This window comes from Streptomyces sp. TRD_SC_5 (assembly GCF_056836825.1).
In genome coordinates this window covers 3,981,252-4,003,509 of sequence record NZ_JBWZZS010000001.1, presented here as the reverse complement: position 1 = coordinate 4,003,509, position 22,258 = coordinate 3,981,252, and the positions used below count along the sequence as shown (strand labels likewise).

21 protein-coding genes are annotated in these 22,258 nt (G+C 70.9%); 8 read left to right on the top strand and 13 right to left on the bottom strand.

Annotated elements, in window-relative coordinates; all coding sequences use genetic code 11:
- Window positions 1–108 precede the first annotated feature (108 nt).
- The 6 genes from AC1P0E_RS18675 to AC1P0E_RS18650 all read right to left on the bottom strand — a co-directional run bounded on the left by AC1P0E_RS18675 (window position 109) and on the right by AC1P0E_RS18650 (window position 6,843).
- On the bottom strand, window positions 109–1,797 hold the full coding sequence (locus AC1P0E_RS18675; RefSeq protein ID WP_482743294.1) for a DoxX family membrane protein: 1,689 nt from the start codon (window positions 1,795–1,797) through the stop codon (window positions 109–111).
- A 283-nt stretch (window positions 1,798–2,080) separates the two neighbouring features.
- Entirely contained in the window at window positions 2,081–3,037 is a 957-nt protein-coding gene (rlmB, locus tag AC1P0E_RS18670; protein ID WP_482743293.1) for a 23S rRNA (guanosine(2251)-2'-O)-methyltransferase RlmB, read from the bottom strand.
- Window positions 3,038–3,116: 79 nt separating this feature from the next.
- Window positions 3,117–4,520 carry a cysteine--tRNA ligase gene (cysS, locus tag AC1P0E_RS18665; protein WP_482743292.1) on the bottom strand — a complete coding sequence of 468 codons (1,404 nt, stop codon included), beginning with the start codon at window positions 4,518–4,520 and terminating at the stop codon, window positions 3,117–3,119.
- A 253-nt stretch (window positions 4,521–4,773) separates the two neighbouring features.
- Window positions 4,774–5,268, bottom strand: coding sequence for a 2-C-methyl-D-erythritol 2,4-cyclodiphosphate synthase (gene ispF, locus AC1P0E_RS18660; RefSeq protein ID WP_482743291.1), 495 nt, complete (start codon window positions 5,266–5,268; stop codon window positions 4,774–4,776).
- Window positions 5,258–6,016, bottom strand: a complete 759-nt coding sequence (gene ispD / locus AC1P0E_RS18655) for a 2-C-methyl-D-erythritol 4-phosphate cytidylyltransferase (protein ID WP_482743290.1) — start codon at window positions 6,014–6,016, stop codon at window positions 5,258–5,260. The genes ispF and ispD overlap by 11 nt, the downstream gene beginning before the upstream one ends.
- A 344-nt stretch (window positions 6,017–6,360) precedes the next feature.
- Entirely contained in the window at window positions 6,361–6,843 is a 483-nt protein-coding gene (locus AC1P0E_RS18650; protein ID WP_006380568.1) for a CarD family transcriptional regulator, read from the bottom strand.
- Between the two features lie 567 nt (window positions 6,844–7,410).
- Here AC1P0E_RS18650 and AC1P0E_RS18645 point away from each other — a divergent pair.
- A complete protein-coding gene (locus AC1P0E_RS18645; protein ID WP_482743289.1) occupies window positions 7,411–8,094 on the top strand; it encodes a DUF461 domain-containing protein in 684 nt (227 codons plus the stop codon).
- Window positions 8,095–8,158: 64 nt separating this feature from the next.
- Here AC1P0E_RS18645 and phoP read toward each other — a convergent pair whose 3' ends face one another.
- Entirely contained in the window at window positions 8,159–8,845 is a 687-nt protein-coding gene (gene phoP / locus AC1P0E_RS18640) for a two-component system response regulator PhoP (protein ID WP_482743288.1), read from the bottom strand.
- The gene (gene phoR / locus AC1P0E_RS18635; protein WP_482743287.1) at window positions 8,842–10,119 is read right to left on the bottom strand and encodes a two-component system sensor histidine kinase PhoR; all 1,278 of its coding nucleotides are present in this window, start codon (window positions 10,117–10,119) and stop codon (window positions 8,842–8,844) included. The genes phoP and phoR overlap by 4 nt, the downstream gene beginning before the upstream one ends.
- A 190-nt stretch (window positions 10,120–10,309) precedes the next feature.
- Here phoR and phoU point away from each other — a divergent pair, with 190 nt between their 5' ends.
- Together phoU and AC1P0E_RS18625 are read left to right on the top strand one after the other, a co-directional pair.
- Window positions 10,310–11,008 carry a phosphate signaling complex protein PhoU gene (phoU, locus tag AC1P0E_RS18630; RefSeq protein ID WP_482743286.1) on the top strand — a complete coding sequence of 233 codons (699 nt, stop codon included), beginning with the start codon at window positions 10,310–10,312 and terminating at the stop codon, window positions 11,006–11,008.
- A gap of 130 nt (window positions 11,009–11,138) precedes the next feature.
- Window positions 11,139–11,300 (top strand): hypothetical protein, encoded by a 162-nt coding sequence (locus AC1P0E_RS18625; protein WP_482743285.1) that lies wholly within the window; start codon window positions 11,139–11,141, stop codon window positions 11,298–11,300.
- Window positions 11,301–11,379: 79 nt separating this feature from the next.
- On the opposite strand, the gene AC1P0E_RS18620 is transcribed toward AC1P0E_RS18625, so the two are convergent.
- Together AC1P0E_RS18620 and AC1P0E_RS18615 are read right to left on the bottom strand one after the other, a co-directional pair.
- Complete coding sequence (locus tag AC1P0E_RS18620) at window positions 11,380–11,682, bottom strand: hypothetical protein (protein WP_482743284.1); 303 nt, start codon at window positions 11,680–11,682, stop codon at window positions 11,380–11,382.
- A gap of 132 nt (window positions 11,683–11,814) precedes the next feature.
- Entirely contained in the window at window positions 11,815–12,576 is a 762-nt protein-coding gene (locus AC1P0E_RS18615) for a phosphoglyceromutase (protein ID WP_482743283.1), read from the bottom strand.
- A gap of 156 nt (window positions 12,577–12,732) precedes the next feature.
- On the opposite strand from AC1P0E_RS18615, the gene AC1P0E_RS18610 reads away from it, so the two are divergent.
- Window positions 12,733–14,031 (top strand): MDR family MFS transporter, encoded by a 1,299-nt coding sequence (locus tag AC1P0E_RS18610; RefSeq protein WP_482743282.1) that lies wholly within the window; start codon window positions 12,733–12,735, stop codon window positions 14,029–14,031.
- Here the strand turns inward: AC1P0E_RS18610 and AC1P0E_RS18605 are convergent.
- The gene (locus AC1P0E_RS18605; RefSeq protein WP_482743281.1) at window positions 14,021–15,709 is read right to left on the bottom strand and encodes a glycosyl hydrolase family 28-related protein; all 1,689 of its coding nucleotides are present in this window, start codon (window positions 15,707–15,709) and stop codon (window positions 14,021–14,023) included. The two genes, AC1P0E_RS18610 and AC1P0E_RS18605, sit on opposite strands and share 11 nt — an antisense overlap.
- Before the next feature lie 223 nt (window positions 15,710–15,932).
- Between AC1P0E_RS18605 and AC1P0E_RS18600 the strand changes: the two genes are divergently transcribed.
- Window positions 15,933–16,289 carry a hypothetical protein gene (locus tag AC1P0E_RS18600; RefSeq protein WP_482743280.1) on the top strand — a complete coding sequence of 119 codons (357 nt, stop codon included), beginning with the start codon at window positions 15,933–15,935 and terminating at the stop codon, window positions 16,287–16,289.
- 108 nt (window positions 16,290–16,397) lie between these two features.
- Here the strand turns inward: AC1P0E_RS18600 and AC1P0E_RS18595 are convergent, their stop codons facing one another.
- The gene (locus AC1P0E_RS18595; protein WP_482743279.1) at window positions 16,398–16,937 is read right to left on the bottom strand and encodes a type III secretion system chaperone family protein; all 540 of its coding nucleotides are present in this window, start codon (window positions 16,935–16,937) and stop codon (window positions 16,398–16,400) included.
- Window positions 16,930–18,276: a D-inositol-3-phosphate glycosyltransferase gene (gene mshA / locus AC1P0E_RS18590; protein WP_482743278.1), complete on the bottom strand. Its 1,347-nt coding sequence runs from the start codon at window positions 18,274–18,276 to the stop codon at window positions 16,930–16,932. Before mshA ends, AC1P0E_RS18595 begins: the two co-directional genes overlap by 8 nt.
- Before the next feature lie 201 nt (window positions 18,277–18,477).
- Between mshA and AC1P0E_RS18585 the strand changes: the two genes are divergently transcribed.
- The 3 genes from AC1P0E_RS18585 (at window position 18,478) to AC1P0E_RS18575 (ending at window position 22,244) form a co-directional block, all read left to right on the top strand.
- Window positions 18,478–19,284 carry a class I SAM-dependent methyltransferase gene (locus AC1P0E_RS18585; RefSeq protein WP_482743277.1) on the top strand — a complete coding sequence of 269 codons (807 nt, stop codon included), beginning with the start codon at window positions 18,478–18,480 and terminating at the stop codon, window positions 19,282–19,284.
- A gap of 194 nt (window positions 19,285–19,478) precedes the next feature.
- Window positions 19,479–20,528: a C40 family peptidase gene (locus AC1P0E_RS18580; RefSeq protein WP_482743276.1), complete on the top strand. Its 1,050-nt coding sequence runs from the start codon at window positions 19,479–19,481 to the stop codon at window positions 20,526–20,528.
- 405 nt (window positions 20,529–20,933) lie between these two features.
- Complete coding sequence (locus tag AC1P0E_RS18575; protein ID WP_482745801.1) at window positions 20,934–22,244, top strand: PP2C family protein-serine/threonine phosphatase; 1,311 nt, start codon at window positions 20,934–20,936, stop codon at window positions 22,242–22,244.
- The last annotated feature ends 14 nt before the right edge of the window (window positions 22,245–22,258 follow it).

Sequence of the window (22,258 nt, the reverse complement as noted above, 5' to 3'; positions counted from 1 at the left end):
CGGACAGGCGTACAGGCAGGCGTACGCGTACGGCGAAGGGCCCGGCACACATCCCGCGTGTGCCGGGCCCTTCGCCGTACGGCGTGGCAGCAGCCGCCTGGCCGTCGCCTAGCCGAGCAGGCCGCCGATCACCCTGCCGCCGCTGCCGCCGCCGCTCCCGCTGCCGCCACCACTGCCGCCGGTGCCGCTGCCGCCCGTGGTGCCGCCGTCGGTGCCGCCGCCCGTCGTGCCGCCGCCGGTGGTGCCGCCGCCGCCCGTGGTCCCGCCGGTGCCGCCGCCGCTGGAGGTCGGTCCGGCGCTGGTGGTGGGAGGCTGCGGGGGTGCGGGCTGCTGCTGGGGCGGGGCCTGGCCGGCCGTGCTGCCCTGCGTCTGGCTCGGCCGCTGCGCGTCCGTGCCCACCGTGGCGGTCTCGCGGACCGCGCCGGGCGTCGTGGCCCTGGCCGAGGGGCCGGCGGAGCTGCTGGCGGAGGGCGCGGGGGCGCGGCTGGTGGGCCCCTCCGAGGCGCGGCCCGTGCTGCTGCCGGTCTCCTGGGGCAGCGGGGCCCCGGGGAGGTGGTTGGTCGGGTCGTCGTTCGGGCCCGGCACGGTCACCATGTCGGAGGAACGTACCGCCCCACCCAGCATCGAGCCGATGAGCAGCGTCAGTCCGACCACCAGGGAGGCGACGACGGCGCCGCGCCGCAGTACGCGCCGCCGCAGCTCCCACAGTTCCGAGCGCGGTCCGAGCTTGCGCCAGGCCTCGCCGGCGAGCCGGCCGTCGACGGAGTAGACGGGCGCGCCCGCGATGATCAGGGGCGACCAGGCGGCGAGGTAGATGATGTCGGGCGCGTCGTACGCCGGTACGGTCTTCCAGCTCACCGTCATGATCAGCGCGGCGGAGAGCAGCGTCCCGAAGCAGGCCGCGACGCGCTGCCACAGCCCCAGTACCGTCAGCACGCCGACGACGACCTGGAGGAACGCCACGGTCAGGCCGGCGCCCACCGGGTGGCTCAGCGCGAAGTCGCGCAGCGGCTCGGCGAGGGCCCAGGGGTGCAGCGACGTAAGCCACTTGACCATCGAGCCGCGCTCGCCGCCGTCGAAGTACACGGGGTCGCAGAGCTTGCCCATGCCGGCGTAGATGGAGATGAAGCCGAGGAACACGCGGAGCGGCAAGAGCACCACACCGAGGTTCATCCGCCGCCCGGGGTAGTACGCGTGCCGGACGGCGTCGGCGCTGTTGCGGCGGCCGCGCTCGCCGTCCTCGCCGAACTCGTCCTCGTCGTAGTCGTCGTCGTCGAACTGGCGGGCGTAGGCGTCTTCGCCGTTCCGGTCGGGTACGTCGTACGCGCCGACGGCCTGCTTCATTCTGGGCAGCATCTGCGTCATGGGCGGCTCGGAGCCGCGCGGCCCGATGACGGTGGGGATCGCGGCTGTGTCCTCCGCGTTCTCGCCCACGCGGGGGATGACCTGCGTGGCGCCGCTGTCTAGGCGCTCGCCGACGGAGGAGTCGCGTACGGCCTGGAGCAGCCCGGTCGCGCCGGGGTCTCCCGGTTCGGACTTCCCGCTCCAGACGACGGGCGCCCGCCGTCGGGCCGCGGCCGCACCGGCCATCGCCGGAATGCGCGCGGTGTCCCCCAGCCCACTGCCCACACCGCCCGCCCCCGCGTACGGCGGGACGGGCCGCCGGCTCTGGGCCGGGGCGAGCTGCACGCGGAAGCTGGCGTGGTTGACGATGACCTGCGCCGGATCGCAGGGCACCTTGACCATGCTCAGGGCGGGCTGATCGTCGAACCCGGGTGTTCTGGTGTCCACACTCATCTAACCGAGTGATGTGTCGTTAGGACACTGCCTTGACGCTCCCGATCTGTCCGAGACCCGTCAAGACACCCTTACCGGGACATAACCGGCCCCGCCGCCCCGCACCGAATCAACGCCTGCGCTGCGCCGCTTCCCACAACACAATGCCCGCCGCCACACCCGCATTGAGCGGCACCCCCGTCTGCCGCCCTCGCACCGCTCCGCGGGCTTCGGCCGCCTGCGCCGGACTCCGTCCGTCGGCGCAAAGCCGGCCCGGGCCGCACCCTCGCGTGCCCGCGCCCGCTCAACGCCTGCGCTGAGCCGCTTCCCACAGCACGATGCCCGCCGCCACACCCGCATTGAGCGACTCCGCGCCGCCCGGCATCGGGATGCGCACCAGGTAGTCGCACGTCTCGCCGACGAGGCGGCCGAGGCCCTTGCCCTCGCTGCCGATGACGATGACGACCGGGCCGCCGAGCTGCTCCAGGTCCTGGACCGTGTGCTCGCCGTCCGCCGCGAGGCCGACGACCGTGATGCCGGCCTTCTGGTAGCTCTCCAGGGCGCGCGTCAGGTTGGTGACACGGGAGACCGGCGTACGGGCCGCCGTACCGGCGGAGGACTTCCACGCGCCGGCCGTCATGCCCGCCGCACGGCGCTCCGGCACGACCACGCCGTGGCCGCCGAACGCGGAGACGGAGCGGACGATCGCGCCGAGGTTGCGCGGGTCGGTCACGCCGTCGAGGGCGACGATCAGCGGGTCCTCGTGCTTGTCGAACGCCGCCGCCGTGAGGTCGTCGGGGTGCGCGTACTCGTACGGCGGGACCTGGAGGACGAGGCCCTGGTGGTTCAGGCCGTTCGTCATCCGGTCGAGCTCCGGACGCGGGGCCTCCATCAGGTTGATGTTGCCGCGCTCGCCCGCGAGCTGGAGCGCCTCGCGCACCCGCTCGTCGTTGTCGATGTACTGCTGGACGTACAGCGTCGTCGCCGGGACGCCGTCGCGCAGCGCCTCGAAGACGGGGTTGCGGCCGACGACCATCTCGGACGTGCCCTTGGCGCCACCGCGGCGCGGAGCCGGGCGGCGGACCGCGGCCTGCTTGGCCTTGGCGGTGGCGATGCGGTTCTTCTTGTGCTTCTTACGGGCCTCGGCGGGCGGCGTCGGGCCCCTGCCCTCGAGGCCCTTGCGCCGCTGGCCACCGCTGCCGACCGTAGCGCCCTTCTTGTTGGACGTGCGGCGGTTCTTGCGCTGGCTGTTCCCGGCCATGACCTGTTACCTGTTCCGTTGCTTCAGACGTGCGTACGTATAAGTGAAAGTGTGCCCCGTACCATGACCGGCGCGCCTCTCAGCGCGAACCGAGACTCCATCGCGGGCCCGACGGACTGTCCTCGATCACGAGGCCGGTCTGCTGGAGCTGGTCACGGATCGCGTCGGCCGCGGCCCAGTCCTTGCGGTCGCGGGCCGACTGCCGCTGGTCGAGTACGAGGCGTACGAGCGTGTCGACGACCCCGTGGAGGTCTTCGCCGCGCTCCGTGCCGCCGCCCGACCACTGCTCGGAGAGCGGGTCGAGGCCGAGGACGCCGAGCATCGCCCGTACCTCCGCCAGTCGTGCGACGGCCTCGTCCTTGTCGTCGGCGGCCAGCGCGGAATTGCCCTGGCGCACGGTGGTGTGGACGATCGCGAGCGCCTGCGGGACGCCCAGGTCGTCGTCCATCGCCTCGGCGAAGGCCGGCGGGACGTCGGCGGCGGGCTCGACGTCGCCGCCCGCCTTCTCCACCACGCGCTGGATGAAGCCCTCGATGCGGGCGAAGGCGGACTCGGCCTCGCGCAGGGCTGCCTCGCTGTACTCGATGGCGGAGCGGTAGTGCGGCGTACCGAGGTAGTAGCGCAGCACGATCGGGCGCCACGCCTTGACCATCTCGGACACGAGCACCGAGTTGCCCAGCGACTTCGACATCTTCTCGCCGGCCATGGTGACCCAGTGGTTGTGCACCCAGTACTTGGCGAAGTCGTCGCCGAAGGCCTTGGCCTGGGCGATCTCGTTCTCGTGGTGCGGGAAGATCAGGTCGATTCCGCCGCCGTGGACGTCGAAGGCGGTACCCAGGTACTTGTGGGCCATCGCGGAGCACTCCAGGTGCCAGCCGGGACGCCCGCGTCCCCACGGGGTCTCCCAGCTCGGCTCGCCGGGCTTCGCGGCCTTCCACATGGCGAAGTCGCGCGGGTCGCGCTTGCCGGTCTCGCCCTCGCCGGACGGCTGGAGGAGATTGTCCAGGTCCTGGTTGGAGAGCCCGAGGTAGTCCGGGTACGAACGCACGTCGAAGTAGACGTTGCCTTCGGCCTCGTACGCGTGCCCGCGCTCGATGAGACCGCGCATCATCTCGACCATCTCGGTGATGTGGCCGGTCGCGCGGGGCTCGTAGGTGGGCGGGAGGCAGCCGAGAGCGGCGTAGCCGTCGTTGAAGGCGCGCTCGTTCTCGTAACCGATGGACCACCAGGGGCGGCCCTGGTCCGCCGACTTCTTGATGATCTTGTCGTCGATGTCCGTGACATTGCGGATGAACGTCACGTCGTAACCGCGGTAGGTGAACCAGCGGCGCATGATGTCGAAGTTGAGGCCCGACCGGATGTGCCCGATGTGCGGGGCGGCCTGCACGGTAGCGCCACAGAGGTAGATCGAGACGCAGCCCGGCGTGAGCGGGGTGAAGTCGCGAGTCTGCCGGGCGCTGGTGTCGTACAGCCGAATAGTCACCACACCAGGGTAGTGGGCGGACGACAGTGCCTTGCGACCCTTTTTGGTACTGGGTGCGGCGCGGCGCCGCGGTGGCCTCCGCGCCGTTCACCCGTACGGGCCGGGCGTCCCCCACGGATCTTTTTCCGCCACCCCGCGGCCCTTCCCGCTGTAACACCATTTGCGGCTCCGCCGGCCGCGTGGGGGAGAGCTCCCAGCCCCTCCGGCGTTTGAGGAGCGGGTCTGGGGCGGAGCCCCAGCTTGCCCGTCCCGCTCAGCCCGCGCGGAGCACCAGCGCCGTGGCGATCGCCGCCAGGCCCTCGCCACGGCCGGTGAAGCCGAGGCCGTCGGACGTCGCGGCCGACAGCGAGACCGGCGCCCCGACCGCCGCCGAAAGCACCTTCTGCGCTTCGTCCCGCCGCTTGCCGATCTTCGGGCGTACGCCGACGACCTGGACCGCGACATTGCCGATCGCGAAACCCTCGGCCCGTACGATCCGCGCCGCCTCCGTCAGCAGCGTGATGCCCGACGCACCGGACCACTCGGGCCGCCCGGTGCCGAAGTGCGCGCCCAGGTCACCCAGCCCGGCCGCGGAGAAGAGCGCGTTGCAGGCGGCGTGCGCGACGACGTCCGCGTCCGAGTGGCCGGCCAGGCCGGGGCCCTCGCCTTCCCAGAGCAGACCGCCGCACCACAGCTCGCGGCCCTCCTCGAAGGCGTGGATGTCGGTCCCGATGCCGACCAGCGGTAGCGGGGGAAGCTCAGAAGCCATCGTTGGCCCTCCTGCGGGCGAGTACCGCCTCGGCCAGGACGAGATCCAGCGGCCGTGTCACCTTGAATGCCTCTTCGTGGCCCGGTACGACCACGACCTGCACGCCGAGCTGCTCGACCATGCCGGCGCAGTCCGTCGCGCCTTCCCCGCCCGCCGCGATCGTCTCGTGCGCGCGCACGAGCGTGGCCCGGTCGAAGCCCTGTGGAGTCTGTACGGCGCGCAGCCGCGCCCGCGCCGGAGTGGCGACGACCGGTTCGGGCTCGCCCTTCACTTCCGCGGGCTCGACCTCCTTGACGGTGTCGGTGAGCGGCATCGCGGGCACCACCGCGGGCGCTCCGTCCCGTACGGCCTCGATGACCGAGTCGACCGTGTCGACGGGTACGAGCGGGCGCGCCGCGTCGTGCACCAGCACGGCCGTGATGTCGGCCGGCAGCGCTTCAAGCCCGAGTCGCACCGACTCCTGGCGGGTCTCACCGCCCGGTACGACCAGGAAGTCCGTCCGCTCGGGCAGCGCGTGCTCGTCGAGGAGGTTCTTGACCTCGACGGCGCCGTCCTTCGGGGCGACCACGACGACGAGCGACACCGCCCTGGAGTTGGCCATGGCGCGTACCGCGTGGATCAGCATGGGTGTGCCGCTCAGCGCGCGGAGCGCCTTGGGGGCGCCGGGGCCCAGCCGTACCCCGCGGCCGGCCGCGGGGATCACGGCGGCGGTGCGCGGAGTGGGTGTGGGGCGGGATTCGTCTGTCATCGGTAGCTCCGGGGCCGACAAGCTTCGGGAACGGGTTCGGGTCCGCCAGGTTTGTGTCCGCGGCCTTCGTGGGTATGGCCACAACGTGCCGGGCGCGACGCCTTGACCGTCCCCTTCCGTGACGACTGGTCGAGTCAGCTGCCCGGGCCCGGCACACCAGAGGATCCGGAGCACCTGGGGATCAGGGGCAGGCGGGGTCGGGCGTCAGGGATGCCCGGAGAACGCGGCGGACAAACGAAACGTGCCGCAGTGCCCGGCAACAAGGGCTGGACAGCCTTGTCAGCGGGCACCACGGCATCGTTACTCGTACTGGGTATCAGGAGAAGAAGCCCCTGGACCCGGAGTCAGGACGCGAGGACCTCGTCGAGCAGAGCCTCGGCCTTGTCTTCATTGGTGTTCTCCGCGAGTGCGAGCTCGCTCACCAGGATCTGGCGCGCCTTGGCGAGCATGCGCTTCTCACCTGCGGAGAGACCGCGCTCACGCTCACGGCGCCACAGGTCGCGCACTACCTCGGCGACCTTGATGACATCACCGGAGGCGAGCTTCTCGAGATTTGCCTTGTAGCGCCGGGACCAGTTCGTCGGCTCTTCGGCATACGGTGCGCGCAGCACCTCGAAGACCCGGTCGAGCCCTTCCTGACCGACTACATCGCGTACACCGACGAACTCCGCATTGTCCGCAGGCACACGAACAGTCAAGTCACCCTGGGCAACCTTGAGCACCAAGTAGGTCTTGTCCACACCTTTGATCTGGCGAGTTTCGATAGCCTCGATCAGTGCGGCCCCGTGATGGGGATAGACCACGGTGTCGCCAACCTTGAACGTCATGTGACAGGTACCCCTTCCGTGGCTATCCAGAGTAACACGGATACGGCTTCTTCTGAATGGCGTTTCCGCAGGTCAGGGCGTATCTCGGGGCTTGACAACAGCAACAGGAACGTGCTGCGCAGGTCTTCCGGAAGCGGGTATTCGCAGGTCGGAGCGGCTGTGCGGGCGGAGAGAAACGCGTACGTTACACACATCGCAGACCCCTCCGAAGAGGCTGAAAGTCCCGTTTTGCCGGGTTCCAAGCGGTGAACTTGATGTACTCCGTTCGCCGACCGGTCACCCGTTCGGCCCGAATCTGGAATTGATCACGTACGGCGGTGATCAATTCTCCGGACCCCCATACATTCCTTACGGATAATCCGCACTCGGGACGCCCGTACACCCTCCTCCGGATATGTGAACGGCGTACGAAACAAGCCGCCGCGCCGTCCGTGGCCGGTATGGGCGGGCGGGGTGGGGCGGGTCGGGTGCGAGGGCCTGGCGACGGCTCGGTAACCTAAGCGCGCTGACACACCCTTAGAGCGGCTTTACGTCGCTCGAACCCGTCTAACAGGAGATGCCTCCGCCGTGAGCCGCAGCCTTCGACGCGGTGTCCTCGCCGCCACCGCCATCGTGTTCTCGATCGCTTCGCTTGCCGCCTGTGGTGCGGGCAACGACGCTCAGACGCTGGGGGTCAGGCCGGACAACGCCGCGACCGCCGTCGACGACATCAAGATCCAGAACGCGACGATCGTCACCCAGCCCAAGCTCGACGCCGAAGGCCCCGCGGTCGTCACCGGCATGATCTTCAACAACGGCACCAAGGCGGAGACGCTCGAAGCCGTCACGCTGCCCGGCACCAGCGCCAAGGTGAACCTCAAGCCCGCCAAGGGCGCGGGCCCGCTGACCGTGCCCGCCGGCGGCTCGCTCCTCCTCGGCGGCGAGGGCAACGCCTCCGCCGTGATCGAGAACGGCCGCGAGGCGGCGAAGGCCGGCGACGCGCAGCCCGTGAGCTTCGATCTCAGCGAGACCGGCACGGTGGAGCTGCGGGCGTTCGTGGTCCCGGCGACGCACTACTTCAAGGACGTCGGCCCGAGCGAACTCCCGAAGCAGCCGGCCCAGGCGCCGTCCGGTACGGCGACGGCGACGACGACCCCCTCGGGCGTCACCCCGACGGAGGGGGCCACCGGCGCAGCGGGCTCCACGGCGTCCACGACCCCGTCGGCGGGCGCCACGCAGTCCTCCGCCGAGGGGCACGACGCGGGCCACTGACGCCCGTACCGCACAGAGCATGCTGATGGGGGCGCCCCGCCGGACAACAACCAAAAACGCCACCCTAGATGCTTAGTTCGAACTTGTAGCCCAGGCCGCGGACCGTCACCAGATATCTCGGCGCGCCCGGATCCGGTTCGATCTTGGCGCGGAGTCGCTTCACGTGGACGTCGAGGGTTTTGGTGTCGCCCACGTAGTCCGCGCCCCAGACACGGTCGATCAGCTGCATGCGGGTGAGGACCCTGCCCGCGTTGCGCAGCAGCATCTCAAGGAGGTCGAACTCCTTCAGCGGGAGATCGACCTTGCCGCCGCCGACCGTGACCACGTGCCGGTCGACGTCCATCCGGACCGGGCCTGCCTCCAGGGCCGCCGGAGCGACCTCCTCCGGCTCTCCGCGGCGGCGCAGGACCGCGCGGATGCGGGCGACCAGCTCCCGCGAGGAGAAGGGCTTCGTGACATAGTCGTCGGCTCCTATCTCCAGGCCCACGACCTTGTCGATCTCACTGTCCTTGGCGGTCACCATGATGACCGGAACGTTGGAATGGCTGCGCAGCTGACGGCAAACCTCGGTGCCCGGCAGGCCCGGGAGCATCAGGTCCAGCAGGACGAGGTCGGCGCCGTTGCGCTCGAACTCGTCGAGCCCGTCGGGGCCGGTGGCCGCGATGGCGACCTCGAAGCCCTCCTTGCGAAGCATGTAGGACAGGGCGTCGCTGAAGGATTCCTCATCCTCGACGACGAGCACTCGGGTCACGGAAGGACCTCCGGGTGGGGAATGGATGCGCGATCAGTGGTCTCGTACGGGCCGCCGGCGTCGTCTGCGCAGTCGTCGACGTCGTCGCCCGGGGCGGCGACCGGGGACCGGTCGCGTGAAGCGGCTGCCTCGGGCAGTCGCAGGGTGAAGGTGGAGCCCTGTCCCTCGGAGCTCCACACCGTGACCTCTCCGCCGTGCGAGGCGGCCACGTGCTTGACGATGGCCAGGCCCAGGCCCGTACCTCCGGTGGCCCGGGAGCGGGCCGGGTCCACGCGGTAGAAGCGTTCGAAGATCCGCTCGCGATCCTTCTCGGAGATGCCGATGCCCTGGTCGGTGACGGCTATCTCGATCAGGTCCCCGCCGGGGGCCGAGATCCGGCGGCCGGCTATGCCGACGCGGGTGCGGGCCGGGCTGTAGTTGACGGCGTTCTCGACGAGATTGCCGAGGGCGGCGGCGAGCTGCCCCCGGTTGCCCCAGACGCGCAGGCCATCGGTGCCGCCCGACGCCATCGTGATGTTCTTGGTGGACGCGGCGTGGCGGCTGCGGTCCATGGCCTCGGCGACCAGTTCGTCCACGCGAACCGGCTCTGCATCCTCCAGCGGGTCGTCGTTCTGGACTCGGGAAAGATCAATGAGCTCTTGGACCAGATTGGTGAGCCGGGTCGCCTCGATCTGCATGCGGCCCGCGAAACGGGTGACCGCCTCGGGGTCGTCCGAGGCGTCCATGACGGCCTCGGAGAGCAGCGAGAGCGCGCCGGTAGGAGTCTTGAGCTCATGGCTGACGTTGGCGACGAAGTCGCGCCGTACCGCTTCGATGCGGCGGGCCTCGGTGAGGTCCTCCACCAGGAGCAGTACGAGGCGCGAGCCGAGCGGGGCGACGCGGGCGGAGACCGCGAGAGCCTCGCCGCGACCCGTGCCACGGCGAGGCAGGTCCAGTTCGACCTGGCGTATCTCACCGTCGCGGCGGGTGTCGCGGGCCATGTGGAGCATGGGGTCCACGGCCAGCTTTCCGCCCCGGACGAGCCCGAGTGCGTACGCCGCCGAGCTGGCCTTGACGACGCTGTCGCTCTCGTCCAGTACGACGGCGGAGGAGCGGAGCACGGACAGCACGGTGTCGACGCCCGGCGGCAGCACCGCGTTGACGTCGGGCCGCATGGAGGACCTGCTGGGCCTGGCCTGCTCGCGCTCGCTCCAGCGGAACGTCAGCACGGCGATCACACCGGTCAGCAGACCGGCGATCGCTGCTGCTGCGGCGACTGCCGCGTTCACGTCCATGCACCCAGGTTATGCCGGGGCTACGACACTGCCCCAGCCAAATGGGTGGCCGCTCGAACACTCGTCGCTCAGAGTTCACCGAGGGGATGGGGCTGGTTCACTTGGGGTGCCGGAAGCGGACGCGTAACGGACAGAACGTGGGAGCGTGGGGTCCAGAGGCTGGCCTCAGAAGGACAAGAGAGGGACTTTCATGCGCGACGCGTACCACGAGGAACTTGACTCGATCGGTGAAGCCCTGGTCGAGATGGCCCGGCTCGTCGGGTCCGCGATCGGGCGGGCCACCACATCCATGCTCGACGCGGACCTCAAGCTCGCCGAGAGCGTGATCGCCGCCGACCAGAAGGTCGACGATCTCCAGCACGACCTGGAGGCCCGCGCGATTGCGTTGCTGGCCCGCCAGCAGCCCGTCGCGACGGACCTGCGGATAGTCGTGACCTCGCTGCGGATGAGCGCCGACCTGGAGCGTTCGGGCGACCTGGCCCAGCACGTGGCGAAGCTCGCCCGGCTGCGCTTCCCGGCCTCGGCCGTACCGCACGACCTGCACGCGACCATCCTGGAGATGGGCCAGCTCGCGCAGCGCCTGATGGCGAAGGCGGCGGAGGTCATCACCACGAAGGACGTCGACCTCGCGCTGCAGCTGGAGCACGACGACGACGAGATGGACCTGCTGCACCGCACGCTGTTCCAGCACCTGATGGACGACCGCTGGAAGCACGGCATCGAGACGGCGGTCGACGTCACCCTGCTCGGCCGGTACTACGAGCGGTTCGCCGACCACGCGGTGTCCGTGGCGAAGCGCGTGGTGTACCTGGTGACGGGTGAGCACGCTGACGAGCTCCAGGCGGCGGCCGCCGCTGCCGCTGCTCCGCCGCCCGCGCAGGCCGAGTAGCCCCGGCCCCGGCCCCGTAATAAGTCGGAGCAGAATCGGAGCATTGCGCGTGTGCGCCGTTGATGCGCCCACCGGAGTGGGCATCCAATGGGCAGCAGGTACGCCACGTGCCCCTTCGAGGAGGAACCTCATGGCCGATTCCCCCACGCCCAACTCCCAGCAGGAACCGCCGGTCGAAGTGGTCCGCCACCGGCCGGCCCTGCCCGTCCTCGGCGCCTGCGGCTGCGGGTCGGGCTGCGGCTGCGGCTGCCAGTCGGGCGCGCCGTGCCAGTGCGGCGGCTGCTGCGGCTAGTTCGACCAGTGCGTACGGAAGGGCCCCGTGGATCCGCAGTGCGGACGGGGCCCTTCCGTAGGTACGGGAGCAGGCGGACCTACGCCGCGTGCCCGTCGTCGTACTCGTCATCGTCGTCATCGTCGTCCTCGAGGCCGAAGTTCTCCGGCACCTCCAGCATCGCCTCCCGGAACTCCGGGCGCGTCTCCTCCATGGCCGCTTCCCTGAACAGCGCCGCGAGCCGGTGACGGTCCTCGGCGGAGAGCCGGCCGAGGTTGTCGGCGACGTCTTCGAACCAGGTCGTGGCCAGATCCGGATCGACGTCGTCCTCGTCCGTCATGTCGATGGCTGTGACCAACTGCGCCATGGTGGCGGCCAGTGCGGTCAGCAGGGTGTCGCTCATATCGTGCGCTCGCCTCTTCGTGCGTACATCGCGTACCGCATACATAGCGGACCGTCAGGAGCCTTCGTCACGCCGCAACGCCGAGCCCCCTGCCGCGGAAAGATCCGCGGCAGGGGGCTCGATCCGTGCGTGTTACTTCTTCTTACCTTGGTTCTTCACGGCCTCGATGGCGGCCTTCGCGGCCTCCGGGTCGAGGTACTTGCCGCCCTTGGTGACCGGGCGGAAGTCGGCGTCGAGCTCGTAGTAGAGCGGGATGCCGGTGGGGATGTTCAGGCCGGTGATCTCCTCGTCGGAGATGCCGTCGAGGTGCTTCACCAGGCCGCGCAGCGAGTTGCCGTGGGCGGCGACCAGGACGGTGCGGCCCGCGAGCAGGTCCGGGACGATGCCGTCGTACCAGTACGGCAGCATGCGCTCGACGACGTCCTTGAGGCACTCGGTGCGCGGGCGCAGCTCGCTCGGGATCGTCGCGTAGCGCGGGTCGTCGGACTGGGAGAACGGCGCGCCGTCCTCGAGGACCGGCGGCGGGGTGTCGTACGAGCGGCGCCAGAGCATGAACTGCTCCTCGCCGAACTCGGCGAGCGTCTGCGCCTTGTCCTTGCCCTGGAGGGCGCCGTAGTGGCGCTCGTTCAGGCGCCAGGAGCGGTGGACGGGGATCCAGTGGCGGTCCGCGGCCTCCAGCGAGAGCTGGGCGGTGCGGATGGCGCGCTTCTGGAGCGAGGTGTGCAGTACGTCGGGGAGCAGGCCGGCGTCGACGAGCAGCTCACCGCCGCGCACCGCCTCCTTCTCGCCCTTCTCGGTGAGGTTGACGTCCACCCATCCGGTGAACAGGTTCTTCGCGTTCCAGTCGCTCTCGCCGTGGCGGAGGAGGATCAGCTTGTACGGTGCGTCGGCCATGCGTACGAGACTAATGGACGCCTCGGACGGTTGACGGCTCGCGTCAATTCAGTGGCTGCGGAGCACGCCCACTTGTAATTTGCGGATACCGCATCAGCCGCTTACAGGCGTCCGCCACCGCCGCCGCCGAAGGTCCCTGGGGGGATACGTATGTCCATGGCCGCGCTCAGACGTGCCGCGAAGGAGACGGTCTCGGGGTTTCCCGACGGTTTCTGGTGGCTGTGGACCTCGACGCTGGTGAACCGCACCGGCGCCTTCGTGCTCACCTTCCTGTCGCTGTATCTGACGCAGGAGCTGGGCTATTCGGCCTGGTACGCGGGGCTCGTGATCGCACTGCACGGGCTCGGCGGGGTCGCCGGTTCGCCGCTCGGCGGGATGCTCACCGACCGGTGGGGGCGGCGGCCCACGATGATCGCCGGGCACCTGGGTACGGCGGCCGGCGCGGCGGCGCTCGCCGTGGTGACCAGCGCGGTCGGTGTCGCGGTGGTGGTGCTCCTGATGGGTGTCTCCATGCAGACGGTGCGCCCGGCGATCGGCGCGACCATCGCCGACCTGGTGCCGGAACACCAGCAGCGGCGCGCGTACGCCCTGAACTACTGGGCACTCAACCTCGGCTTCGCGATCGCCGCGCTCGGCGGCGGCGCGGCGATCGTCTTCGGCTACCGGACGCTGTTCCTGGTGGACGCGGCGGCGACCGTCCTGTGCGCGGTCATCGTCTTCTTGAAGTTGCCCGAGACCCGGCCGGTCGCCCCGCCGCTCGCCAAGGGCGAGGAGGCGGTCGCCGAGGCGAAGGTGAGCGTGCTCGAAGTGCTGCGGGACGCGCCCTTCCGGACGCTGGTGCTGCTCAACCTTCTCGTCTGCCTCATCTTTACCGCGCCTTGGGTCGGACTTCCGCTGACCATGGCCGGGGAGGGCCTCGCGCCCAGTGCGTACGGCGTGGTCATCGCGGTCAACGGTGTCGTGATAGTCGGCTTCCAGTTGCTCGTCAACAAGATCACCGACCGTCGGTCGCCGGCCGCGCTGCTCACCGTCTCCTCGTTGCTGTTCGCCGCCGGGACCGGGGCGACCGCGCTGGCGGGGACGCCGCTGCTGTTCGCGGTGACCGTGGTGGTGTGGACGCTCGGCGAGATGGTGCACGTGCCGACCAACGCGGCCGCCACCGCGCGGCTGTCCCCGGAGCACGCGCGGGGGCGGTACCAGGGCGTGATGGGCATGTCCTGGTCGCTGGCCGGTTTCCTCGCGCCGATCCTGGCGGGCTGGATCGTGGGCGGGCCCGGCCCGGACGTGCTGTGGATCGGGTGCGGGGTCGTCGGGTGCGTGGCGGCTGCCGGGTACGCGACGCGGCTGCGGCGGGTGCTCGCGGAGTCGGAAGGGCAGGCGGCGGCTGCTGTCGCGCCGGTGGCGCTCTCCCCCGTACCCGCTCCTGAGGCGGACGGGGAGAAGGTCAGCGGCTGAGGGCGCGCTGGGCCTCGTAGAGGTTGCGCGGGTGTACGGCGTCGGGGGCGCCGTACGCCTCGAGCCGTGAGTGCAGCGGTCCGGTGAAATCGGGGACGTCGGTCTGGTCGAATTCACGGACCTCGCTGATGCCTGCGGTCGCGCTGTACGGGGCGATGGTGTCGATCTTGACCAGGCCGGCGCGGGCGTTGGTGACGGTCACGTTCCAGTGGGTGAAGCGGGCGCCGTAGAGCGGGCCTGCGGAGGCGTCGCCGCCGTGGCGGCCGTTGTTGTTGACCGTGATCTCGGTGCGTACGTTGGCGAACGGCATGCCGCGGTGGGTGTCGAAGGTGCCCATGTGCATGACCCCGCGCGACCAGACGTTGTAGCTGGACAGGCCCTCGACGTTGATGCCGTGCAGCTGGGTGCCGGCGGGGGCGGGTGTGGTGCGCGGGGCGATGGTGAAGTCCTCGACCAGGTTGTCGTGGGAGCCCTCCCGGCAGAAGTACGGGTGGTGCGAGCCGCGTCCCTCGACGCGGGTGCGGCGGACCGTACAGGCGGAGGCGGCGACGAGTCCGAAGCCGTTGTCGGCGTGGCGGACGGTGATGTCGTCGGCCCAGCAGTCGTAGGCGCACTGGAAGGTGACGCCGTTGCGGCCCTCGTCGAGGAGGTGCGGGGCCTGCGGCGTCTCGACCGCTTCGAGGGTGAGGCCCTCGACGCCGGAGCCGGTGAGCGGGGTGGCGAGGGTGGTGAGGCGCGGGTCCCATTCGGGGCGGATGTCGAGGGGCAGGGGGCGTTCGAGCGTGACCTTGCGGCCGGTGACGCGGGTGATGCGTACGGGCCATTCGTACGGGACGTAACTCGTCAGCTTGGTCTTGTCGTCCCAGTGGTACGCCCGGGCGCCGGGGCCGTCGCCGGCGATGTGCGCCAGGAGGGTGTGGCCGGGGTCGTCGGCGAGGCGCAGGAGGACCAGTTGGCCGGGCCGCAGGCGGGTGGGGTCGTGGACGGTGACGGTCCGGTCGCCACGCGCGGCGGGGGCGACGGCGGTGAGGGTGCGCCATTCATCGCGCTTGTTGCCGGTCCAGCCCTCGAAGGGCCAGGCCCTGGCCCTGATGGCCGTGGTGAGGGAGTCGTAACGCGCTTGCGGGCAGAGCCAGATGAGGCCGCCGGCCCAGGACCAGGACGACTTGTCGCCGCCGTAACGACTGCCGTAGGGGCCGATCAGCTCGGTGAGGTGCTTGGTCGCGATCAGCTTGGTGCGCGTACTTCCGGCGCCGCGCAGGACGACGTCGCTGTGGCCGATGCGAATGACGTCGTCGATGCGGTACGTGCCGGGCGGGACGAGGACGGTGCCGCCGCCACGGGCGCCCGCGGCGGCGAGGGCGCGGTTGATGGCGGGGGCGGCGTCGGCGGAGCCGTCGGGCTTGGCGCCGTGGTCGAGGACGTTGGTGACGACGGGACGGCGGGGGAAGCGGATGGCCCCGGCGCGGGCGCCGGCCCGGCCGACGTAGGGGATCTGGGGGTGGGTGAAGGGCGTGGCGGCGAACTCCCGCCAGAGAGTGGGGGGAGCGTGCCTATGGGCGCTGTTCACGGGTGTGGCGCTGAACGCGGGTGCGGTGTTGGCCGCCACGGCTACGGCTATGGCGCTGCCGAGCAAGCCGCGTCTGCTGACGGCGCGTTGACCGCTACCCATGCCCATACCCGCCTCCATGTACGTATGTGAACAACGTTCAGGTGTGCGTCGGCGGTGAGCATGCCACGGGGAAGCGGTGCGGGGAAGGGGGCGGGTGCGACCGATCGGATGCAGACACCTCCCCCTTCCGGATGACCCCGTGGCGTGTGCTGACGTCAAGTACGCGGACATGGAGTGAAGTCAGACCCCGTCAGGCCTCACCCGTCACGTACGTACAGGAGAGCGAAACATGCTTCGTCGCGTCGCGATCACCCTTGTCGGCATCACTGCTGCCGGCTTCATGGCAGCCGGCCCCGCTGCCGCTGCCACCATGGACTTCGACGGCGGTCCCCACGGCAACGCCCCCTACAGCGACGGCCCCTTCGCCGGCGGCCACCACGGCGACGGCCCCTTCGCCGGCGGCCACCACGGCTGCAAGAACAAGAGCGGGAAGTTCTACCTCTCCAACGTGGGCGGCCTCCACGGCATCACTGAGATCCGCGGCTCCCACTCCTGCGGCCGGGGTCACCACGGCGACAACGGCGGCAACGGCCACGACGGTGACAACGGCTACAACGGCCACCACGGTTTCTACGACGAGGACTGAGGTCCGGCGTAGCCGGCCACCTGCCGCGCACGCCACATCCGAACGGCCCCGCCTCCCACGTGTATTCGTGGAGGCGGGGCCGTTCGTCCGGGCGGGGAGGAGCTCCGGTCAGGCAGGCGGTGTCGCTCCGTCCTGCGTTTGCCCTTGGTCCTGGGTCAGGTTCGTGAACGCTTCCAGGTTCCTCGTCGACTCGCCGCGCGACACCCGCCACGCGTACTCCCTGCGGATCGCGCTCGCGAAGCCCAGTTCCAGCAGGGTGTTGAAGCTGCCGTCCGCCGCTTCCAGGACGCTCCCCAGCAGGCGGTCCAGCTCGTCCGGGGTCACCGCCGCCAGCGGCAGCTTGCCGGCCAGGTAGATGTCGCCGAGGCTGTCGATCGCGTAACTCACCCCGTACAGACGCAGATTGCGCTCCAACAGCCAGCGATGCACCGCCGCGTCGTTCTCGTCCGGATGGCGGATCACGAAGGCGTTGACCGACAGGGAGTGGCGGCCGACGATCAGTGAGCAGGTCGTGGACAGCTTGCGGGTGCCGGGCAGTTTGACGACGTACGAGCCGGGCTCAGGGCTCTCCCACTCCAGCTCCGCGTCCTTCAGCGCCTGCTCAAGCGTCTCGGTGATCTGCCCCGCGATCTGCCCTGCGTCAGCCATGGTGCGAGCGTACGCGACGGCGGTGGTCGTGCATCGCGGCCAGGTATACGTCGGCCGTGGCGGACGCGGCCGTGTCCCAGCCGAAGGACTGCGCGTGGCGGGCGGCCGCCGCGCCCATCCGGTCCACCAGGCCCGGCTCGTCGATGAAACGCCGCAGCGCACGGGCGTATCCGGCCGGATCGTGACCCTCGACCAGGATGCCGGTCTGTCCGTCCCGCACGGCCACCGGGAGGCCACCGACGGCCGCCGCCACCACCGGCGTACCGGACGCCTCGGCCTCTATGGCGACCAGGCCGAACGATTCGCTGTACGAGGGCATGACCAGTACCGACGCCGCCCGGAACCAGTCCGCGAGGCGGTCCTGGCCGACCGGCGGGCGGAAGCGCACGACGTCGGCGATGCCCAGCTTCGCGGCCAGCTTCTGCAAACCCTCCGGCTTGGCCAGGCCGCTGCCGCTCGGTCCGCCGACCACCGGCACCACGAGCTTCGAGCGCAGCGACGGGTCCTCGTCGAGGAGCACCGCGACCGCGCGCAGCAGGATGTCCGGGGCCTTGAGCGGCTGGATGCGGCCCGCGAAGAGCGGAATGATCGCGTCCTGGGGCAGGTCGAGGCGGTCGCGGGCCGCCGCCCGGCCGTCGGCCGGACGGAAGCGTTCCAGATTCACGCCGGGATGTACGACGGCGATCTTGCCGGGGTCGGCCTCGTAGAAGCGGGCCAGCTCGTCCGCCTCCTCCGCCGTGTTGGCGATGAGGCGGTCCGCCGCCCGCACGATCTGCGTCTCGCCGATCACGCGCGCGGCCGGCTCGGGGGTGTCGCCCTCCGCCAGCGCGGCGTTCTTGACCTTCGCCATGGTGTGCATGGCGTGGACGAGCGGCGCGCCCCAGCGTTCGGCGGCGAGCCAGCCGACGTGCCCGGAGAGCCAGTAGTGGGAGTGGACGAGGTCGTAGTAGCCGGGGCGCTGACCGGCCCAGGCCTGCATGACGCCGTGGGTGAAGGCGCAGAGCTGCGCGGGCAGCTCCTCCTTGGCCAGACCCTCGTACGGGCCCGCGTCGACATGGCGGACCAGCACGCCGGGCGCCAGCTCGACGCTGGGCGGCAGGCCGCCGGTGGTCGCCCGGGTGAAGATCTCGACCTCGATGTTGATGGCGGCGAGGCGCTTGGCGAGCTCGACGATGTAGACGTTCATGCCGCCGGCGTCGCCGGTCCCCGGCTGGTGCAGCGGGGAGGTGTGGACGCTGAGCATGGCGATCCGGCGCGGCTTGCGGTGGTGGCCGCCGGGCAGCCGAAGGCGGGGCGGCGTCGCCAGTGTGCCGGCGAGTCGGGAGACGTACTGGCTCACGTCGACGGTCCTCCTCGCTCGGGGGATGGCTGGGCTTGCGGGGCATGACGGGCATGGCCCTGAGAGGGCGCGGGGTCGGCCCTCCGTTCACCGCAAACAGCGGAATGACCCCTTCCAATTTCCGTTTTGCCAAATCATTACTTCAGCTGCCTCAACCTTTACGGGCCCGAGCGGGCGCTCGGCCTCCCTTACCCTCGCTTCATGGCCTCCCGCACCTCCCCCTCGCGCCCTGTGGGCGCCGTCACCCGCGGGACGACCAACCCGAACCGCCTGCGCCGCATGGACCGCTGGATCGCCGCGGCACACGGCCCCGAGCTGCGCCGCAGCGGCGATCCCGTGGCGGTCGATCTGGGGTACGGTGCCGCGCCCTGGACCGCCGTCGAGCTGCTCGGCCGGCTGCGCACCGCCGCGCCGGCCGCCGAGGTCGTGGGCATCGAGATCGAACCGGCTCGGGTCGCCGCCGCGAAGCCGTACGAACGCGACGGCCTCGCCTTCCGGCACGGCGGCTTCGAGATACCTCTGCCGGACAGCCGCCGCCCCTCCCTGATACGGGCGGCGAATGTGCTGCGCCAGTACGACGAAGGGGAGGTCGCCGCCGTCTGGGCGCGGCTGTGCGGGCGCCTCGCGCCCGGCGGGCTGCTGGTCGAGGGGACGTGCGACGAGATCGGGCGGCGGCACGTGTGGGTCGCGCTGGGGGCGGAGGGGCCGCGGACCGTCACCTTCGCAACCCGGCTGGGGTCGCTGGAGCGTCCGTCCGACCTCGCGGAGCGGCTGCCGAAGGCGCTGATCCACCGCAATGTGCCGGGCGAGCCGGTGCACGCCTTCCTGCGGGACTTCGACCGGGCGTGGGCGGCGGCCGCTCCGTACGCCTCGCTCGGCGCCCGGCAGCGCTGGATCAAGGCCGTACGCGATCTCTCGGCGGACTGGCCGCTGGCGGACGGGGAGCGGCGGTGGCGGCAGGGCGAAGTCACCGTGAACTGGGCCGCTCTCCAGCCGCGCACCGGCTGAAACCGATCCGGATCTTCCCGAACGAGTGGCGCGTGAGGGGAACACGGCGAGCTGTCCGTTCGTCAGAAAGCTGTGGGCGGGGGCCTCTGTCGTTTTTACGGACGGCATGGCAGCATCACCGCAGCGCACTTAAGTTACTGACGGTAAATCACATGCGGGACATGTGATGTGGGACCTGGGATCCGGGGGAGCTAGTGAACCGACGTCGCAGCGCCGCGACCGCGATCGCGCTGGTCTGCGCCCTGACCGTGCTGGCCGCACCTGGGCAGGCGTACGCAGATCCCAAGCCTCCCGAGCCTCCCCGGAGCGAACAGAGCCTCCAGGAGGTACGGAGCGAGATCGACGCCCTCTACCGCAAGGCCGGGGCGGCCACGGACGCGTACAACCTCGCCGAGGAGCGCGCCGACGAGCAGTCGTCCGAGATCGTGAAGCTGGCCAAGGAGATCGTCGAGGGCCAGCAGCGGATCAAGGAGCTGAAGAGGCAGGCGGGCGCCGAGGCGCGCGCCCAGTACCGCAACGGCGGGCTGCCGCCCGAGGCACAGCTGATGCTGAGCGGCGACCCCCGGCACTTCCTCGACGGGGCGGGCCGGATCCGTGAGGGCCAGCAGGCGGCCAAGGGGCTTCTGGGCGAACTGTCCCGGACCCAGGCCGACTTGGAGGCGTACACCCAGGACGCGACCGCCCAGTGGAAGAAGCTGGAGTCCAACCGCGAGAAGAAGGAAGCGGCGAAGAAGGAGATCAAGAAGCAGATCGCCGCCGCCGAGAAGCTCGAGTCGACGCTGGAGAAGGAGGAGCGCGAGCGGCTCCTCAAGATGGAGCAGGAGGCGCAGTACGAAGCACAGACCGCCTGGCTCGACTCCGGCGCGCTGAAGGACGTCGGCGGCAAGGCGACGAAGGGCGGCGAGGCGGCCGTCGCGTACGCGACGGCGCAGATCGGCAAGCCGTACGTATGGGGCGCCGAGGGCCCGGGGTCCTTCGACTGCTCGGGGCTGACCTCCCAGGCGTGGCTCGCGGGCGGACGCGGCATACCGCGCACGTCGCAGGAGCAGTGGAAGCGGCTGCCGCGCGTCGACGTGAAGGACATGCGGCCCGGTGACCTGATCGTCTACTTCGACGACGCCAGCCACATCGGGATGTACGTGGGTGACGGCGCGATGGTGCACGCGCCCCGCCCCGGCCGGGACGTGACGATCGCGGGGGCCGGTTCGATGCCGATTCTGGGCGTCGTACGTCCGGACAAGTAGCCGGGGCCGCGGGGCGGGCCGAGCCGTGCGCGGGCGGGGTCGCGAGCCGGTGCCGCGAGGGACGTCGCAAGGGGTGTCGCGCTGGGTGTCGCGCTGGGTGTCGCAAGCGGCCGTACGGGTGGCCCGGGGCGTGATGTTCGTCATGACCCGGCACCCCGCCGATCCGCCCGGATGCGTTGCGGGAGGCGGCATATGACCCCGGCCGGCTTTCCGTACGGCATTCCGTTGGGGCGCCGGGTAACGCTATGGTCCCCGTTTGGCGGAACGTCGATCGTCGTGCCGCCGCACCCTCGGGGGGAGGGAAGGAAACCGAAACCGATGCCCGTACCCGTACCGCGGCAGCGCGAGAGCACGGCCGTGGAACACGGTCAGGCCCTCCTGCCGAAACAGCAGGCCGGGAGCAGCATGGACACCGCAGCAGCCACAGGAGCCACAGCACCGGCTCCGGCAGCCGCAGAGCACGCCGCCCCGGCCGCCCCCGTCGTGTCCGCGAACAGCACCGACCTCACCCTGCTGGTGATCGAGGACGATCCGGCGGGGACGTTCACCGTGCCCTCGCTGCTCGACGCCGCCGGCACCCGTGTCCGTATCCGCACCGCCCGCAACCTCACCGAGGCCGAGCGGCTGCTCACCGACGACGTGCACTGCATCCTGCTCGACCTGGCCCTGCCGGGGCCTTCCTCGGCTTCCTCCGCCGCGTCCAGCGCCTCAGGCTCCTCGGGCTCCTCGGGCGAGGACGGCGACCGGCTGGCCACCCTGCGGCACGTGCTGCGCCTCGCGCCCCGGCACGCCGTCCTGGCGCTGACCTCCGAGACCGACGCCGAGCGGGCCGCCGAGGCGGTGCGCGTCGGCGCGCAGGACTACCTCTTCCGCGACGAGCTCGACGGGCGTCAGCTCAGCCGCGCCATCCGGTACGCCGTCGAGCGCAAGCGCGCCGACACGGCGCAGCACAAGCTGGCCGAGTCGCGGCTGCGCGCCCAGGAGAACGCCCGCCTGGAGCGCGGCCTGCTGCCGACGCCGCTGCTGGAGGGCTCGAACCTGCGGTTCGCGTCCCGCTACCGGCCCGGACGCTCGCGCGCCCTGCTCGGCGGGGACTTCTACGACACGGTCCGCACCTCCGACGGCACGGTCCACGCGATGATCGGCGACGTCTGCGGCCACGGCCCGGACGAGGCCGCCCTCGGCGTGGAACTGCGCATCGCGTGGCGCGCCTTGACCTTCGCGGGACTGTGCGGCGACGAGCTGCTCTCGACGCTCCAACAGGTTTTGGAGCACGAGCGGGAGAGCGAGGAGATCTTCGCGACGCTCTGCACGGTCGACATCGCGCCGGACGGACGGCGGGCCGGGCTGTGCCTGGCCGGCCACCCGTCACCGCTGATAGCCCGCCAGGGCAGGGCCGCGCAGCTTCTTCCGTACGAGGACGGAGGCCCGGCGCTCGGTCTGCTGCCGCGCGCCCGCTGGTCGCGTCGGCAGGTCGAGCTGGGCGGCTCGTGGAGCCTGATGATGTACACGGACGGCCTGATAGAGGGCCATGTCGGCCCGCCCGGGTCGAAGCAGCGGCTCGGCCAGGACGGGATGGTCGAGATGATCAACCGCCAGCTGGCGGCCGGACTCAGGGGCGAGGCACTGCTGGAGGCCGCGATGACCGAGGCCCGGGACCTCAACCACGGTGAACTGACCGACGACGTGGCGCTGCTGCTCCTGGACCGGGGCTGAGCACCGCCCGCCCC

Excerpts from the sequence above, each read along its gene's own strand:
- AC1P0E_RS18605 (WP_482743281.1), bottom strand. The coding sequence starts at position 15,709 with ATGGGCATGGGTAGCGGTCAACGCGCCGTCAGCAGACGCGGCTTGCTC.
- AC1P0E_RS18650 (WP_006380568.1), bottom strand. The coding sequence starts at position 6,843 with ATGACGTTCAAGGTTGGCGACACCGTGGTCTATCCCCATCACGGGGCC.
- AC1P0E_RS18625 (WP_482743285.1), top strand. The coding sequence starts at position 11,139 with ATGGCCGATTCCCCCACGCCCAACTCCCAGCAGGAACCGCCGGTCGAA.
- ispF (WP_482743291.1), bottom strand. The coding sequence starts at position 5,268 with ATGGCTTCTGAGCTTCCCCCGCTACCGCTGGTCGGCATCGGGACCGAC.
- AC1P0E_RS18575 (WP_482745801.1), top strand. The coding sequence starts at position 20,934 with ATGGACACCGCAGCAGCCACAGGAGCCACAGCACCGGCTCCGGCAGCC.
- ispD (WP_482743290.1), bottom strand. The coding sequence starts at position 6,016 with ATGACAGACGAATCCCGCCCCACACCCACTCCGCGCACCGCCGCCGTG.
- phoU (WP_482743286.1), top strand. The coding sequence starts at position 10,310 with ATGCGCGACGCGTACCACGAGGAACTTGACTCGATCGGTGAAGCCCTG.
- AC1P0E_RS18600 (WP_482743280.1), top strand. The coding sequence starts at position 15,933 with ATGCTTCGTCGCGTCGCGATCACCCTTGTCGGCATCACTGCTGCCGGC.
- AC1P0E_RS18675 (WP_482743294.1), bottom strand. The coding sequence starts at position 1,797 with ATGAGTGTGGACACCAGAACACCCGGGTTCGACGATCAGCCCGCCCTG.
- phoR (WP_482743287.1), bottom strand. The coding sequence starts at position 10,119 with ATGGACGTGAACGCGGCAGTCGCCGCAGCAGCAGCGATCGCCGGTCTG.
- AC1P0E_RS18610 (WP_482743282.1), top strand. The coding sequence starts at position 12,733 with ATGGCCGCGCTCAGACGTGCCGCGAAGGAGACGGTCTCGGGGTTTCCC.
- AC1P0E_RS18620 (WP_482743284.1), bottom strand. The coding sequence starts at position 11,682 with ATGAGCGACACCCTGCTGACCGCACTGGCCGCCACCATGGCGCAGTTG.
- AC1P0E_RS18615 (WP_482743283.1), bottom strand. The coding sequence starts at position 12,576 with ATGGCCGACGCACCGTACAAGCTGATCCTCCTCCGCCACGGCGAGAGC.
- AC1P0E_RS18595 (WP_482743279.1), bottom strand. The coding sequence starts at position 16,937 with ATGGCTGACGCAGGGCAGATCGCGGGGCAGATCACCGAGACGCTTGAG.
- rlmB (WP_482743293.1), bottom strand. The coding sequence starts at position 3,037 with ATGGCCGGGAACAGCCAGCGCAAGAACCGCCGCACGTCCAACAAGAAG.
- AC1P0E_RS18585 (WP_482743277.1), top strand. The coding sequence starts at position 18,478 with ATGGCCTCCCGCACCTCCCCCTCGCGCCCTGTGGGCGCCGTCACCCGC.